Here is a 15,696-nt window from a genome sequence, read left to right as displayed (position 1 = left end):
AAGGGCAGGGCGTGATGAAAGTCGATCTGCATTGCCATTCGCTCGTCTCGGACGGGGTGCTCGACCCGGCCGAGGTGGTGCGTCACGCTGCCGCGAACGGCGTGGCGCTGCTTTCCCTCACCGATCACGACGAGACCGCCGGCTGCGCTGCGGCCGAGGCAGAGGCGCGCGCGTGGGGGATCTCGTTCGTGCCGGGGGTGGAGATCTCGGTGTCGTTCGCCGACGAGACGATCCATGTGGTCGGCCTGGGCGTCGACCCCGATGATGCCGCCCTGAGCGAAGGCTTGCAGCGGGTGCGCTCGGGGCGCGACGCGCGGGCCCGGCGTATCGCCGAGGAGCTCGAGCGCCACGGCATCCACGGGGCCTGGGAAGGCGCCATGCGCTTGGCGAAGAATCCAGCCCTGGTGAGCCGCGCGCATTTCGCCCGCCATATCGTCTCGCTCGGCTTGATGCGCTCGGTCTCGGAGGTGTTCCAATACTATCTCGCCAAGGGCAAACCCGGCTACGTCGCGCACGAGTGGGCCGTGCTCGAAGAGGCGATTTCCTGGATTCGCGGCGCAGGCGGCGTGGCGGTGCTGGCGCATCCGGCGCGCTATCGTCTCTCGGCGGCGCAGTTCGAAGAGCTGCTGCGGCGCTTCGATGAGGCGGGGGGCGCGGCCGTCGAAGTGAGCTCTGGTTCCCACGGGCCCGACGACATGCGCCGCTGGGCGCACGTTGCGCGTCACTGGGGCTTTGCCGCCTCGATAGGCTCCGACTTCCATGCCCCGGCCGAATCGCCGGTCGACCTGGGGGCAGCGCATCCCTTGCCGCCCGACCTCACGCCGGTGTGGCAGCTGCTCGAATGCGCGCTATAATGTTTGATTATGGCGCAAATCCTCTCCATTCATCCGGTCGATCCGCAAAAACGTCTCGTCGACCTCGTCGCCCGCCAATTGCGGGAAGGCGCGGTCGTGGCCATGCCCACCGATTCGAGCTACGCCCTCACCTGCCATCTCGGTGACGTCGAGGCGATCCGCCGCATCCGCCGCATCCGCGACATGGACGAGTCACAGCCTTTCACGCTGCTGTGCCGCGACCTCTCCGAGTTGGGCAACTACGCCCGCGTGGATAACCGCGTCTTTCGCCTGCTGAAGGCCAACACCCCCGGCCCCTACGTCTTCATCCTCGAAGGCACGCACGATCTGCCCCGACGCATCCTGCATCCCAAGCGGCGCACCATTGGGCTTCGCGTGCCGCAGCACCGCGTGGTGCAGGCGATTCTGGAAGCGCTGGGCGAACCGCTGCTGAGCACGAGCCTCATCCTGCCGGGCGAGGAAGAACCCCTGCCCGATGCCGAGACCGTGTCCGAGCGTATCGGCAAGCTCATCGACGTGATCGTCGACACCGGCGAGACCTGCCGCGAGCTCACCACCGTGGTCGATCTCACGGGCGAGACGCCGCGCATCGTGCGTGTCGGGGCGGGCGACCCCACGCCGTTTCTCGTCGAATGAACGCCTTCCTTGCCGATCTCGCCGTGTGGGCCCTGCCGGCACTGCTGGCCATCACCTTGCACGAGGCGGCGCACGGCTACGTCGCGCGCGCCTTCGGCGATCCCACCGCCGAGCGTGCCGGGCGCATCTCGCTCAACCCCCTGCGCCATGTCGACCCCGTGGGTACCCTCCTCGTGCCGGCCGGCATCCTCCTGCTGTCGCTACTCACCGGCGCCGGGGCGCTGCTCTTCGGCTGGGCGAAGCCGGTGCCGATCGACCCCTCGCGCCTGCGCCATCCCAAGCGCGACATGTTCTGGGTGGCAGGCGCCGGGCCAGGCATCAACCTGGCGATGGCGCTCGGCTGGGCGCTCTTGTTCAAGCTCGCGCTCACTTTTCTGCCGCCTTTCTGGGCGGTGCCGCTCGCGCGCATGGCCGACGCCGGCATTTCGGTCAACGTCGCGCTCATGGTGCTGAACCTGCTGCCGCTGCCGCCGCTCGACGGCGGCCGCATGCTGGTGAGCCTGCTGCCGCCGCGTCCGGCCTGGGCCCTGTCGCAGGTGGAACCCTACGGCATCGCCATCTTGCTCGTGGCCATGCTGAGCGGCGCGGCTTCCTCGATCCTGTGGCCGATGTTCGTCGCGGTGCGCAGCACCATCCTCGCGACGATCGGCTTTTAGCTCCTCGAACCGGAAAAGGCGAAGAACCATGTATGCTGAAAGGGTACTTTCGGGAATGCGTCCCACCGGGCGCCTGCATCTGGGGCATTACCACGGCGTGCTGAAGAACTGGGCCCGTCTGCAATACGAATATCCCTGCCTCTTCTTCGTGGCCGACTGGCACGCGCTCACCACCACCTACGACAAGCCCGAGGTGATCTCGCAGGCCACCTGGGAGATGCTCATCGACTGGCTGGCGGCGGGCATCGACCCGAACCAGGCCACGCTCTTCATCCAGTCGCGGGTGCTCGAGCACGCCGAGCTGCATCTGCTGCTGTCCATGATCACGCCGCTGGGGTGGCTCGAACGGGTGCCGACCTACAAGGACCAGCTCGAAAAACTTTCGCACAAGGACCTCACCACCTATGGCTTTCTCGGCTACCCGCTGCTGCAGGCGGCCGACATCCTCATCTACCGCGCCAACCTCGTGCCGGTGGGCGAGGACCAGATCCCGCACGTGGAATTCACGCGCGAGGTGGCGCGCCGCTTCAACCATTTCTACGGCCGCGAGCCCAATTTCGAGGAAAACGCCAAAGAGGCGGTGAAGAAGCTCGGCAGCAAGCGCGCCCGGCTCTACCTCGAATTGCGCACCCGTTTCCAGCAGGAGGGCGACGACGAGGCGCTGGCGCAGGCCCGCGCCCTCATCGACGAAGCCCAGAGCCTGTCGCTGGGCGACCGGGAGCGGCTCTACGGCTATCTCGAGGGCTATAGCAAGCACATTCTGGTGGAGCCCCAGGTGCTGCTCACCGAGGCCTCCCGCATGCCCGGTCTCGACGGTCAGAAGATGTCGAAGAGCTACGGCAACACCATCTACCTGCGCGAAGACCCCGAATCGATCACGCGCAAGGTGCGCACCATGCAGACCGATCCGGCCCGGGTACGCCGCACCGACCCCGGCGATCCGGAACGCTGCCCAGTATGGCAGTTCCACAAGATCTACACCGATGCCGAGGTCCACCAGTGGGTGCAGGAGGGCTGCCGCAGCGCCAAGATCGGCTGTCTGGAATGCAAGCAGCCCGTGCTCGAGGCCATCCTCAAGGAACAGGAGGCGATGCGCGAGCGGGCGCAGCCCTACGTGGAGAACCCCAGTCTCGTGCGCAACGTGGTCGCCGACGGTTGCGAGCAGGCGCGCAAGCTCGCCCAGGCGACCATGCGCGACGTGCGCGAAGCGATGGGCCTGGAGTACACGTGAGCGGAGATGGAATGCTGGCCACTGAGGCGCCGATCGCGCGCATCTATGGCGAGCCGCTCACCGCCGTGCCGGAGGATCTCTTCATTCCGCCGGAGGCGCTGCGCGTCTTCCTCGAAACCTTCGAGGGGCCGCTCGACCTCTTGTGGTATCTCATCCAGAAGAACCGGCTCGACGTGCGCGACATCCCGGTGGCGCGGCTCACCGAGCAGTATCTCGCCTACGTGGATGCGATGCGCCGCTTCGACCTCGATCTGGCGGCGGACTATCTGCTGATGGCGGCCATGCTGCTGGAGATCAAATCGCGCTCGCTGCTGCCGCGCGCCCCTTCGGTGCTGCCGGAAGACGGGGAAAGCGATCCGCGGGCCGAGCTCATGCGCCGCCTGCTGGAATACGAGCGCATCAAACGCGCGGCGCGCGTCTTGGGCGAGCATCCGCGGGCGGGACGGGATTTTCTCTGGGCCGGGCCGATCGAGTGGGGTCACACGCCGCAGCGGCCCCAGCCGGAGGCGAGCCTGGATCGGCTCCTCGAGGCGTGGACGGGCATCCTGCAGCGCCTGCGGCTCGAGCGCCGGCATGAAGTCGCCGCCGAGGCCGTTTCGGTGCGCGAAGCCATGAGCCGGGTGCTGCGCCGGCTGCGCCACGCCGCCGGGGCGCTCGCCTTCGCCACCCTGATCGAACCGGAGCAGGGGCGATTGGGCGTGGCCGTCACCTTCGTGGCCGTGCTGGAACTGTGCAAGGAAAGCGCCTTGCACCTGGAGCAGCGCGAGCCGTTCGGCACGCTGTGGGTGCGTCCGGTCGAAGCCGAGCCGCACACCGAACCTCTGGCGGCCGGGTCATGACGAGCGGGCAATTTTCGACCAAGCGCATCGTGGAGGCGGCGCTGCTGGCAAGCGACGAGCCCCTGACGCTGGACGCGCTGCGCCGGCTCTTCGAGCCCGATCCGGGGGCGGACATCCTCGCCTCCGTGCTCGCCGAATTGCAGCAGGAGTGGAGCGGGAAAGCGGTGGAGCTGGTGTGCACGGCGGGAGGCTGGCGTTTTCGCACGCGGGCCGAGATCCAGCCCTGGCTCGACCGGCTGCGGACCCAACGCGCGCCCGCCTACAGCCGGGCGGTGTGGGAGACGCTGGCCGTCATCGCCTACCGTCAGCCGGTCACGCGCGGCGACATCGAAGCGATCCGCGGCGTGACGGTCTCGACGCAGGTGCTGCGCACACTGGAGGGACGGGGCTGGATCGAAATCGTGGGGCATCGCGACGGCCCCGGACGCCCCGCGCTCTATGCCACCACGCAACGCTTTCTCGACGATTTGGGCTTACGCCACGTCAGGGAACTGCCTCCGCTCGCCGAGCTCGAAGCGATGCTCGAACCCCTGCAGGAAGCGCACGACAAGGATGAAGATGAAAACCAAGGAAGTTGAAACGCCCCGCGCTGCGCCGCGGCGCACCCGTGCGCGCAAGGACGCTCCGGCGCCGGCCGCCTCTACCGAGGCGCCGCGCGAGCGGGTGCAGAAGGTACTCGCGCGCATGGGACTTGCCTCGCGCCGCACCATCGAGGAGTGGATCGTGCAGGGGCGGGTGGCGATCAACGATCGGCCAGCGCAGCTCGGCGACCGGGTAGGGCCGGGGGACCGGATCAAGGTCGACGGGAAGCTCCTCGCCTGGCGGCCGGGGCACGGCGTGCCGCGCGTGCTGCTCTATCACAAGCCCGAAGGGGAAATCGTCTCGCGCGAAGACCCGCAAGGACGCCCCTCGGTGTTCGATCGCTTGCCGGCACTGCGCAAAGGGCGCTGGATCGCGGTGGGACGGCTCGACTTCAACACCTCTGGGCTGCTGATTTTCACCGACGACGGGGAGCTTGCCAACCGCTTGATGCACCCGCGCTACGAGCTGGAGCGGGAATACGCCGTGCGCCTCATCGGCGAGCTCACGCCGCAGCAGATCGAGGAACTCACCGGTGGCATCACCCTGGAAGACGGCCCGGCGCGTTTCGAGTCCCTCGTCGATGCGGGAGGCGAAGGGGCGAATCACTGGTATCGCGTCACGATCAAGGAGGGGCGCAACCGCGAGGTGCGGCGCATGTTCGAGGCGCTGGGGCTCACCGTGAGCCGGCTCATCCGCGTGCGTTACGGTCCCGTGGCGCTGCCGCCGCGGCTCCGGCGCGGCATGTGGATGGAGCTGCCGCCGGAGACGGTGGTGCAGACTTTCGGGCTGACGCCGCCGGCGAAGGCAAGCGTTCCTGCCGCAAACGGCAAAGCCCCGCGTCCGCGCGCCACGCCGCGCCCTTCCCCCACTCATCGTTCGAAGAGGTGATTTTCGATGGCTGATCGTCGGCTACAGGTCTTCTACACCGTCGTCAAGGCGGGATCCTTCACCAAGGCGGCGGAGCGGCTCTTCATGACCCAGCCCGCCGTCACCTTCCAGATCAAGCAGCTGGAGGAGCACTTCAACACGCGCCTGCTCGAGCGCGGCCACGGCAAGCTCAAACTCACCCCGGCCGGAGAGATCGTCTTCGCCTACGCGGAAAAGATGCTCTCGCTCGACGAGGAACTCGAGACGCGGGTGGCCGAGCTCACCAGCGAGCTCGCGGGGCTGCTCTCCATCGGGGCTTCGACCACGCTGGCGACGTACTGGATGCCGCGCGTGATCGAGGAGTTCAAGCGGGCCCATCCGCGGGTGATCCCGCGGCTGGTGGTGGGGACTTCGCAGCTCACCCAGCAGCGGGTGCTCGAGCGCGAGCTCGACCTGGGCATCATCGAGATCGCGCCCGACGAGCCGGGACTCGACCAGAAGCAGATCGGCCGGGACGAGCTGTGGGCGATCTTTGCGCCCGGCCATCCCTTGGCGCAACGCAAGGGCAAGCCCGTGCGCGCCAAGGAGCTCGCGGCCTATCCTTTCATCCAACGCGATCCGGGAAACGGCATCCGCGAGATCGCCGAAGCCTTCTTCGAGGCGGCCGGCATCGAGCCCGAATCGCTGACCATCGCCGCCGAGATGGGAACTTTGCAGGGGGTGAAACACCTCGCCGCGGCCGGCATCGGCGTGGCCATCGCGTCGCGCGCGGCGCTGCTCGAAGAGTTGCGCACGGGGCAGCTGGCGGCTGCGCCGCTCGATCCGCCGCAATATACGCCTTTCGAGCTCATCGCGCCCAAGGATCGTTTCCGTTCACGGCTGATCATGACGTTCGTCGATTTTTTGCAGGAGCGCATCCGGGCCATGGAACAGCAGCTGCCTTCGGCTGAATTCTTTTTCGGGCGCTGATGGCCAAGGCACGCACCGTCTTCGTCTGCCGCGAGTGCGGCGCGCGTTTCCCGCGCTGGCAGGGGCGGTGCAGCCAGTGCCAGGCGTGGAACACGCTGGAGGAAACGCGCGAGGCGGATGACTCGGGGCCAACCTTGCATCGGGCCATCCAACGTCCTGCGGCGCTCGCGGTCGACGCGGGCTCGGGCTTGGTCACGCTCGATCGCATCGAGCGCCGCCCCCTCCAGCGTCAGGCCACGGGCATCGAGGAGTTCGACCGGGTGCTGGGCGGAGGCATCGTCCCCGGCGCCGTGGTGCTGCTGGGCGGGGATCCGGGCATCGGCAAATCCACCTTGCTGCTGCAGGCGCTCGCTCGGCTGGAATCCGCCGGGGCCGGTCCCGTGCTCTACGTCACGGGGGAGGAGTCGGCCGAACAGGTGGCGCTGCGCGCCGAGCGCCTGGGACTGGCGGGCTTGCCCCTGCCGCTGCTGCCCGAGATCCAGCTCGAGCGGGTGCTCGCCGCGGCGCAGGGGCTCGCGCCGCGCGTGATGGTGATCGACTCCATCCAGACGATGTACACCGAGGCGCTCACCTCCGCGCCGGGGTCGGTGGCGCAGGTGCGCGAATGCGCGGCCCAGCTCACGCGCTACGCCAAGGGAAGCGGCACGGCGGTGCTGCTCGTGGGGCACGTGACCAAGGAAGGGAGCCTGGCCGGGCCGCGCGTGCTCGAACACATCGTCGATACCGTGCTCTATTTCGAGGGGGACGCGCATTCGAGCTTTCGTCTGGTGCGGGCGGTGAAGAACCGCTTCGGCGCGGCCAACGAACTGGGCGTGTTCGCCATGACCGACCGGGGGCTCAAGGCGGTGAGCAACCCGTCGGCGATCTTTCTCTCCGAGCACCGCGCCGACGTGCCCGGCAGCGCCATCCTCGTCACCCTCGAAGGCACGAGGCCGCTGCTCGTGGAGATTCAGGCGCTCGTCGACGGTTCGGCAAGCCCCACGCCGCGGCGCCTGACGGTGGGGCTCGAGCCCAACCGCCTGGCGATGCTGCTCGCCGTGCTGCACCGCCACGCCGGGGTGTCGTGTTTCGACCAGGACGTGTTCGTCAATGCGGTGGGCGGGGTGCGCATCACCGAGCCGGCTTCCGATCTGGCGATGGCGCTGGCCATCGTCTCTTCGCTCAAGAACCGGGCGCTGCCGCTGCGTCTGGCGGTTTTCGGGGAAGTGGGGCTTGCCGGCGAGATCCGGCCGGCCCCGCGCGGGCAGGAGCGCTTGCGCGAGGCGGCCAAGCTGGGATTCACCCAGGCGATCGTGCCGCGCGCCAACGTCCCCAGGCAGCCCATTCCGGGGCTGGAGGTGATCGGGGTCGATCGCGTCGAGGCAGCGCTCGAGCGCCTGCGTCACTGAGGGCCGTGGCCGTCTTCGCGCAGCCGCTCGGCGAGCGCGGCCGCCGGCATTGGCTTGCCCACGTGCCAGCCCTGGATCTCGTCGACGCCCATCGCGTGCAGGTAATCGGCCTGCCGCGCCGTCTCCACGCCTTCGGCGATGACGCGCTTTCCCAGGGCGTCGGCCATGGTGACGACGCCGCGCACGATGGCGCGATCGACCGGCGTCTCTACCAGGCGATGGACGAAGGACATGTCGAGCTTGATCGCGTCGAAGGGAAACTGCAGCAGGTATTCGAGCGAGGCGTAGCCTACGCCGAAGTCGTCGAGCGCCACGGGGCAGCCCAGCGAGCGGATGGCAGCGATCATGGCGCGGGCCCGTTCGGGGTCGCGGATGGCGAGCGTTTCGGTGATCTCGAATTCGAGCTGCGGCGGGGGCAAGCGGTGGCGGCGCAGGCATTCCGCGATGTGATCGACCAGCCCGTCGTCCAGAATCTGGCGCGCAGAGAGATTGACCGCGAGGCGAAGGGGAATCCCCGCGTCGTTCCAGGCGCCGAGCTGGGTTGCCGCTTCCTCGATGATCCAGCGGCCTGCTTCCAGGATCAGCCCTGTTTCTTCCAGCAGCGGGATGAACTGGATGGGGGGCAGCACGCCGCGCTGGGGATGGCGCCAGCGCAGCAGGGCTTCGGCGCCGACGATCCGGCGCGTCTCGAGCTCGAGTTGGGGCTGGTAGAGGAGGAAGAATTCCTGCCGCGCCAACGCTTGATGCAACGCCGCTTCGAGCTGCACCGTCGGCGCATCGTCCGCTGAAGGCTCCGCCGTGAGGGAGAAACGGCGCCCTGAGGCGAGGGCGTGGCGTTGCTGTCGCTGGGCAAGCCGGATGAGCGCTTCAAGCTCGTTGCCGGCGGCCGGAATCCAGACGCCGCCGATCGTCACGCGGGGCCGTAGTTCCTCGCTTCGATCATCTCGGCCCAGGAGGGGCAATGGCTGCTCGAGCGTTTCCAGGAGTTCCTCCAGCGCTTCCGTCTCATGGCTCTCGGAGCCCGGGATGATGATGGCGGCGAACTCGTCCCCTCCCACGCGGCAGGCGATGCCGCCGTAGCGTGTGCTCCAGTGGGCGAGACGCTGGGCGAGGGTGCGCAGCACGGTGTCCCCGGCCCGGTCGCCGTAGGCGTCGTTGATGCCCGCCAGTTCTGCGACGTCGAGGTAGAGGAGGAGCTGGGGCCGATCGAGGGTTGCATGGGGCAGTATTTCGCGCGCCGCGCGCAGGAAATGCTTGCGGTTGGGAATGCCGGTGAGTTCGTCGTAATGCGATAGATGCGCCAGAGCGGCCTCGAAACGCCTTGCCTGGGTTACATCCACGAGTACGCCCAGGATCAGGTCTTCGTCTTCGGCGCAGGGCTCGGCCACCAGCCGCACGAAACGCACCGCCTCTTCCTTGAGGCGGAATTCGACTTCGGTCTGGCGGCGAATCAGCCGAAGATGCTCGAAAGCCGTCTCGACGCGGAATCGGTCTTCATCGTGCACACGCGCGAGCAGCTCCGAGCGCTGCCGCGGCGGTTCGCCGTGCCACCAGGTCTCGGCGCCGTCGGGCCATTGGAAGCGGTCCTCGTCGGGGCGCCAGCCCCAGCCGAGGATGCCGGCGATGCGCGAAGCGGTGGCGCACAGTTGCCGCAGGCCGTGGAAATGGCGCTGCAGCAGGCGTTCGGCGTGCAGACGCTGCAGCCGGTGGCGCAGCAAGGCCGGGTGCAGCGGGCCGGTCGTGACCTCGCTCGCGCCCGCTTCCAGGGCGCGCACGGCGTCCTCGTCCGCATGCGTCATCACGAAGAATTCGACCTCGTGGCGGCGCCGGCGCCGCAGTTCCTCCAGGAGACGGGGCAGTTCCTCGCCGTCGGCGATCGCCACGAGGTCCGGATGGCGCCGTTCGAAGAGGGCGATGGCTCCTTCGGGCGTCTCCGCCGTCTGCGTTTCGTAGCCCAAGGATGCGAGCACGGCGAGCAACGTGGCCCGTTCGGTCGGTGAAGGGCACAGGACGAGGGCGAGGGATTCGGTCATGGGGGCGCACGGGGGAGTTTGAGGCATTATAGGCTCATCGCCGAGCCTTCGCTGCCGGAACGAGGAGAAGTTCAATGTCGATAGAATACACCGTCCGCTGCGACGATCCCGCGGCCCACGAATTCCTGGTCGAGATGGAAGCCTCTTTGGCCGGAGAGGAGGCGCTTGTGCTGCGTCTGCCAACCTGGATCCCCGGTTCCTATCTGATCCGCGAGTTTGCCCGTCACCTGCTCGAGTTCGAGGCCGAGGCGGTGCTGGCCGATGGGTCGCGGCGGCCCCTCGCCGCGACCAAAATCGACAAGTGCTCGTGGAGGATCGTACCGCCGCGCGGGGCTTGCGCGCTGCGCTGCCGCTACCGCGTGTGGGCCTTCGACGCGTCGGTGCGCGAAGCCTGGCTCGACACGGGCAGGGGGTTTTTCAACGGCACGAGCCTCTTTCTGCGCCTCGAGGGGCGAAGCGGCGAGGAACATCGGGTTCGACTCCTTCCGCCGTCCGATCCCCGCTGTGCCGGATGGAAAGTGGCCACCGCGCTCGAGCCCGCCGAGGGAACGGCCTTCTGGAGCTTCGGGGATTATCGTGCGCCCGACTACGATGCGCTCATCGATGCTCCCGTCTCGATGGGGCCGCTCGAATTCGTCGAATTCCGCGCCGGGGGCGTGCCGCACACGGTGGCGCTCATCGGGCACGCCGAGCCTTTCGACTGGGTGCGCCTGGCGGCCGACCTGACGGCGATCTGCACCTCGGCCCAGGAACTCTTCGGCGAAGTCCCCTTCGCGCGCTATCTCTTCCTGTTGACGCTCACCGACGAGGGCTATGGGGGCCTGGAGCACGGTGAGAGCGCGGCGCTCCTTGCGGCGCGGCGCGATCTGCCCTGGCCGGGCATGGGCGCACCCTCGGACGAGTACGTGCGCTTGCTGGGGCTCTTCAGCCATGAGTATTTCCACGCCTGGGTGGTGAAGCGCTTGAAGCCCGCTGCCTTTACCCCCTACGATCTCTTCGCCGAAAACTACACGCGCCTGCTGTGGCTCTTCGAGGGCTGGACGTCGTACTACGACGATCTACTGCTGGTGCGCGCCGGGGTGATCGATGCGGACCGTTACCTGGGTCTGCTGGCAAAGACGGCTACCCAGGTGCTGACGACTCCGGGGAGGCTGCGCCAGAGCCTGGCGGAAGCCTCGTTCGATGCCTGGATCAAGTTCTACCGCCCGGACGAGAACAGCGCCAACGCCACCGTGAGCTACTACGCCACAGGGGCATTGCTGGCCCTGGCGCTCGATCTGCAGCTGCGCGAACGCGGCGCTTCGCTCGATGCGCTGCTGCGCGCGCTATGGGAACGCTACGGCCGCAGCGGGGAGGGCATGGGGGAAGAGGCGCCGTTTGCCGTGCTCCACGAAATGGCCGGATCGCGGCTCGCGCGTTGGCTGGAAAGAATGGTTCAGGGCACCGAGGATCCGCCTCTGGCGGCGTTGCTGCGCCGCTTCGGCGTGCAGTGGCGCGAGATCGCGGCCGCCTTGCCCGATACGGGATTGCGCTTCGAGCGCGATTCGATGCGGGTGGCAGCGGTGCGCCGCGCGAGCCCGGCCGAGGGTGCCGGCATCGCGCCGCGCGACGAGCTCATCGCGGTCGATGGCTTCAAGGCGAGTTCCGCGCAGTGGGAGAGCGTGCTGCGTCGCCGCGGCGCGGGGGCGCGGGTGCCGGTGCACGCTTTTCGCGAGGGGCGGCTCTATGAGGCGGTGCTCGAACTCGCGCCCCCCGCGCTGGAGCGGGTGGAGCTCGCCCTTGCGCCGCGCCCCACGGCGCAGCAGCGGAAGCGCTTGAACTCCTGGCTGCGCCTCGCCGCGCCGTAGTCGCTCGTTCGCACTGACCTCAGGTGCGGAACTGGCGCAGCATCTGGGCCATCGCCTGGGTCATCGCATCGAGCTCTCGCGCGAGTTCTCGCCCTTGCTGCGCCAGGCGCGCGAGGGATTCCGCCATCTCGGCGATGCGGCCCACTTCCTCGGCTTCGTGCCGCGTCACGGCGGCCTGTTCCTGGACGCTGTCGCGGATCGCGAGCGCCTGTGTTCCGATCTGATCCATGCTCTGTTCGACGAGGGCGATTTCCTGCGCGGCTTCGCGGGCCGATTCCACCGTCTCGCCCACGGTGCGCTGGCCCTCGGCCATGTGGGTCACCGTCGCTTCCACTTTTTGTTCGACCTGGCCGATCATCTCGCCGATCTCGACCGTGGATTTTGCCGTGCGTTCGGCCAGTTTCCGTATCTCGTCGGCCACCACGGCGAAGCCGCGTCCCTGTTCGCCGGCGCGCGCCGCCTCGATCGCGGCGTTGAGCGCCAGCAGGTTCGTCTGCTCGGCGATGTCGCGGATGACTTCGACCACCGAGCGTACCGACTGCATCGCTTCGGTGAGCGACTGTACCTCGCCGGCGAAGGCGCTCAGTTCGTCGGCGAGCCGCTCGGTTTGCTCGGCGCTCGCGCGCACCCGGGCGGCGGCGGCGCGATTGCGCTCGACGCCCTCGGCTACCTGCTGCGCCGAGCGTTCGGCGCTGGCGGCGACTTCGTCCATGGTGGCGGAAAGCTCCTCGATGCTGCTCGCCATGCGCTGCGCCGCCTCGGCCTGCTTGCTCGCCGCATCGGAGGTCTGCAGCGCACGCTGGGTCTCGTCTTGCACCGCGTCCTTGAGCTTGTGTCCGACCTGGCTCAGGGTGATCACCACTTCGTAGAACCGCGCCCGCATGATCTTGAGTGCGTCGAGCAGATCTCCGATCTCGTCGCGCTGCGGGTCGTCCACGTCGGTGCGCAGGTCGAGCCGGGCGATGGAGCGCGCCATGGAGAGCATGTTGGCCATGCCGCGCTCGATGCGCCGCCCCGCCCAGGCGGCCAGCACGGCGAGCAGCACGAAACCGGCCACGCCCAGCCCCAGCAGGGCGTATTCGGTGGTACGGGCCTCGCTGGCGGCACGCTGCAGGCCGGCATCGGTACGGGCGCGCTGGAAGGCGATGAGCTCGTCGAGTGTGGCATGGACCACCCGGCCGCGATCTTCCATCGCGGTCAGGAATCCTCCGGCGATTGCCAGAGCGGTGTCGCGATCGGGCGCCTGCTCCAGGGCGGTGCGCGCCGTCATCAGCAGTTCATGGTAGGCGCTTCGATTTCGTTCGAATTTCTCGAAGAGCGCCCGTTCTTCCGGATCGTCGGTTTTTTTGAGGTAGGAGGCGATGCGCCGGTCGATCTCGGCCGCTGCCCGGTCCATCTCCTGCTCCTCTTCGCGGTAATACTCGCCGCTGCCGTACTGGGTGGCTGCCTCGCCAAACGCGCGGTAGAGCATCGATCCCTTGCGCTCGATGAGGTGCTTCACCGTGGCGAGGTCGGCAAGCGGCAGCACCCGATCCTGGTAGATGGATCCCATCATGCCGATCTCGCTTTGCAGGGTTTGCACGGCGGTATATCCCATGCCGGTGAAGAGCAGCATCGCCACGACCACCGTGGTCCAGAAGCGGGCCTTGAGGGTGATGCGGCGCAGCAGGCGCACCGGCGCCGGGGGGCGCAGCTGTCCGCGTTCGAGCCGCAGGGAGGGATCGGCGTTCAGGCGGGCGTAGAGCGCCTGGGCGGCGGCGATCTCTTCCGGCGAGGCCTTGAGCCGGATGCTCATGTAGCCCGAGCCGTCGGGTAGCGGCGCCACGGTGGCCTTGACCCAGTAGTGATCGCCGTTTTTGCGCCGGTTCTTGATCACGCCTTGCCAGGGATGACCGCTTTGGATGGTTTCCCACAGGTCGCGGAACACCTCGGGCGGCGTGTCGGGGTGGCGGATGACGTTGTGCGGCTGGCCGATGAGCTCCTCGCGCGTCATCCCGGCGTATTCGCAAAAGTCGTCATTCACATATTTTATGACGCCTTCCTTGTCGGTGTGGGAGACGATCACCACGTCGTCGCGCACGGGGTATTCTTGCTGCGTCACGGGTTGGTTGATCCGCATGGTCGGACTCTCTGCTCGATGGATTTTGTAAGATTACGGCGACCGCGACAAAAACTTTAGGAACCTCCTGCCGTGCCGGCGGTCATGCTGCTACAATGGCTCGGCATCGGACGGGGGTGTCCTCGGGCGGTGCCATCTTACTTTGATTGTACGGAGTTCGTTCCATGGAAGTGGCAAAAAACACGGTGGTCACGCTGCGCTACACGGTGCGCGACAGCGACGGCGAATTGATCGACGACGGCAAGGAACCCCTGGTCTATCTGCACGGCGGCTACGACGGGATCTTCCCCAAGATCGAGGAGTCGCTGCAGGGCAAGAGCGTGGGCGACACGCTGCGCCTGAAGCTGCAGCCGGAAGAAGCCTTCGGCGAGTACGACGAAGAGCTCGTCTTCATCGAGGACATCAGCCTCTTTCCCGAGAACATCGAGGTCGGCATGGCCTTCGAGCGCGTGGGTGAGGACGGCGAGGACGACATCCTCTATCGCATCACCGACATCGCCGAAGGCAAGGTGGTGGTCGACGGCAACCACCCGCTCGCGGGTATGGCGCTCGTGTTCGAGCTCGAAGTCGCCGATGTGCGTCCCGCCACGCCCGAAGAGATCGCCCATGGACACCCTCACGGGGCCGGCGGGCACGCGCACTGAGGCGTCCACCGGCAGGCTTCCCGGTAGCGAGCCCAAGGTGCTGGTGATCGAGGATACGGTCACCAGCGCCGCGGTGCTTGCGCGCCACCTCGAAAAAATGGGCTGCACCCCCTTGCTCGCGCACGACGGCGAGGGAGGGTTGGAGCTCTTTTTCCGGGAAAATCCCGATGTCGTACTGCTCGACGTGATTTTGCCCGGCATCGACGGCATCGAGGTGGCCCGGCGCATCCGCCAGTCCGAGCGCCCGGGCGAGTGGACCCCCATCATCTTTCTCACCGCCCGCAGCGACGATCGCGCCATCGAGGCGGGAATCGAGGCGGGCGGCGACGACTATCTCGCCAAGCCGGTCTCTTTCGTGGTGCTGGCAGCCAAGCTGCGGGCCATGCTACGCCTGGCGCACGCCCAGCAGAACCTGCTTCTGCTCACCCGCCGGCTCGACGAGGCCAACCAGAAACTGCGCCGGCTCACCAATCTCGACGGTCTCACCGGCATCGCCAACCGCCGCGGCTTCGACGACAAGCTCGCGCGCGAGTGGGCCCGCTGCCGCCGCGAGGAGCGGCCGCTTGCCCTCTTGATGATCGACGTGGATCACTTCAAGGCGTTCAACGACAGCCTGGGGCATCTGGCCGGCGACGACACCTTGAAGATCGTGGCTGCCACCATCGCCGGCTCCCTGCAGCGTCCCGGCGACATGGCCGCGCGCTATGGTGGCGAGGAGTTCGCCGTGGTGCTGCCCAACACCGACCTTGCCGGAGCGCGCCACATCGCCGAGCGCATCCGCGAGAACGTGGAGAAACTGCGCATTCCCCACCCGGCCCAAGGCACGGCGGAGCATGTGACGATCTCGGTGGGCGGTGCCGTGGCGCATCCGGCAAAATTGCCTGCCATGCCGGCGAACCGCCTCATCGACTTTGCCGATGCCGCCCTTTATCAGGCGAAAAAAGCGGGCAGGAATCGGGTCGTCATCTGTGATGCGGATGCCATTAACCCTGCTTCGCCCGCGCCTCCCTGTGCTTCTTCCTGAACCGGGT

The 15,696-nt window shown here is 67.7% G+C and carries 14 protein-coding genes; 12 read left to right on the top strand and 2 right to left on the bottom strand.

Going from position 1 to position 15,696, the window contains the following annotated elements; translation table 11 throughout:
- Positions 1-14: 14 nt before the first annotated feature.
- Genes EPD82_RS10040 through radA form a run of 9 tightly spaced genes read left to right on the top strand, consistent with a single transcriptional unit; the run spans position 15 to position 8,022 of the window.
- A complete protein-coding gene (locus EPD82_RS10040; protein ID WP_141056568.1) occupies positions 15-854 on the top strand; it encodes a 3',5'-nucleoside bisphosphate phosphatase in 840 nt (279 codons plus the stop codon).
- A gap of 9 nt (positions 855-863) precedes the next feature.
- Positions 864-1,490, top strand: a complete 627-nt coding sequence (locus EPD82_RS10035) for an L-threonylcarbamoyladenylate synthase (RefSeq protein WP_055422776.1) — start codon at positions 864-866, stop codon at positions 1,488-1,490.
- The gene (locus tag EPD82_RS10030) at positions 1,487-2,146 is read left to right on the top strand and encodes a site-2 protease family protein (RefSeq protein ID WP_055422775.1); all 660 of its coding nucleotides are present in this window, start codon (positions 1,487-1,489) and stop codon (positions 2,144-2,146) included. The genes EPD82_RS10035 and EPD82_RS10030 overlap by 4 nt, the downstream gene beginning before the upstream one ends.
- A gap of 28 nt (positions 2,147-2,174) precedes the next feature.
- On the top strand, positions 2,175-3,377 hold the full coding sequence (locus EPD82_RS10025; RefSeq protein ID WP_055422774.1) for a tryptophan--tRNA ligase: 1,203 nt from the start codon (positions 2,175-2,177) through the stop codon (positions 3,375-3,377).
- Between the two features lie 11 nt (positions 3,378-3,388).
- Entirely contained in the window at positions 3,389-4,216 is an 828-nt protein-coding gene (locus EPD82_RS10020; protein ID WP_141056567.1) for a segregation and condensation protein A, read from the top strand.
- On the top strand, positions 4,213-4,794 hold the full coding sequence (scpB, locus tag EPD82_RS10015; RefSeq protein WP_055422772.1) for an SMC-Scp complex subunit ScpB: 582 nt from the start codon (positions 4,213-4,215) through the stop codon (positions 4,792-4,794). Before EPD82_RS10020 ends, scpB begins: the two co-directional genes overlap by 4 nt.
- Positions 4,769-5,686, top strand: coding sequence for a 23S rRNA pseudouridine(2605) synthase RluB (gene rluB / locus EPD82_RS10010; RefSeq protein WP_206202271.1), 918 nt, complete (start codon positions 4,769-4,771; stop codon positions 5,684-5,686). Before scpB ends, rluB begins: the two co-directional genes overlap by 26 nt.
- Positions 5,687-5,692: 6 nt before the next feature.
- Complete coding sequence (locus EPD82_RS10005) at positions 5,693-6,634, top strand: LysR family transcriptional regulator (RefSeq protein WP_141056565.1); 942 nt, start codon at positions 5,693-5,695, stop codon at positions 6,632-6,634.
- Positions 6,634-8,022: a DNA repair protein RadA gene (gene radA, locus EPD82_RS10000; protein WP_141056564.1), complete on the top strand. Its 1,389-nt coding sequence runs from the start codon at positions 6,634-6,636 to the stop codon at positions 8,020-8,022. The genes EPD82_RS10005 and radA overlap by 1 nt, the downstream gene beginning before the upstream one ends.
- Here the strand turns inward: radA and EPD82_RS09995 are convergent.
- Complete coding sequence (locus tag EPD82_RS09995; RefSeq protein ID WP_141056563.1) at positions 8,016-10,055, bottom strand: putative bifunctional diguanylate cyclase/phosphodiesterase; 2,040 nt, start codon at positions 10,053-10,055, stop codon at positions 8,016-8,018. The genes radA and EPD82_RS09995 overlap by 7 nt on opposite strands.
- Before the next feature lie 74 nt (positions 10,056-10,129).
- On the opposite strand from EPD82_RS09995, the gene EPD82_RS09990 reads away from it, so the two are divergent.
- Complete coding sequence (locus tag EPD82_RS09990; protein WP_141056562.1) at positions 10,130-11,902, top strand: M61 family metallopeptidase; 1,773 nt, start codon at positions 10,130-10,132, stop codon at positions 11,900-11,902.
- Positions 11,903-11,921: 19 nt separating this feature from the next.
- On the opposite strand, the gene EPD82_RS09985 is transcribed toward EPD82_RS09990, so the two are convergent.
- Positions 11,922-14,021, bottom strand: coding sequence for a methyl-accepting chemotaxis protein (locus EPD82_RS09985; protein ID WP_141056561.1), 2,100 nt, complete (start codon positions 14,019-14,021; stop codon positions 11,922-11,924).
- 164 nt (positions 14,022-14,185) lie between these two features.
- Between EPD82_RS09985 and EPD82_RS09980 the strand changes: the two genes are divergently transcribed.
- Positions 14,186-14,665 carry an FKBP-type peptidyl-prolyl cis-trans isomerase gene (locus EPD82_RS09980; protein WP_055422767.1) on the top strand — a complete coding sequence of 160 codons (480 nt, stop codon included), beginning with the start codon at positions 14,186-14,188 and terminating at the stop codon, positions 14,663-14,665.
- On the top strand, positions 14,628-15,689 hold the full coding sequence (locus EPD82_RS09975) for a GGDEF domain-containing response regulator (protein ID WP_082438336.1): 1,062 nt from the start codon (positions 14,628-14,630) through the stop codon (positions 15,687-15,689). Before EPD82_RS09980 ends, EPD82_RS09975 begins: the two co-directional genes overlap by 38 nt.
- Positions 15,690-15,696: the final 7 nt, after the last annotated feature.

It is taken from the genome of Tepidiphilus succinatimandens (assembly GCF_006503695.1).
Taxonomy (GTDB): Bacteria; Pseudomonadota; Gammaproteobacteria; order Burkholderiales; family Rhodocyclaceae; genus Tepidiphilus; species Tepidiphilus succinatimandens.
Note: the sequence above shows the minus strand (reverse complement) of the source record. Positions and strands in the feature narration are given on the sequence as shown.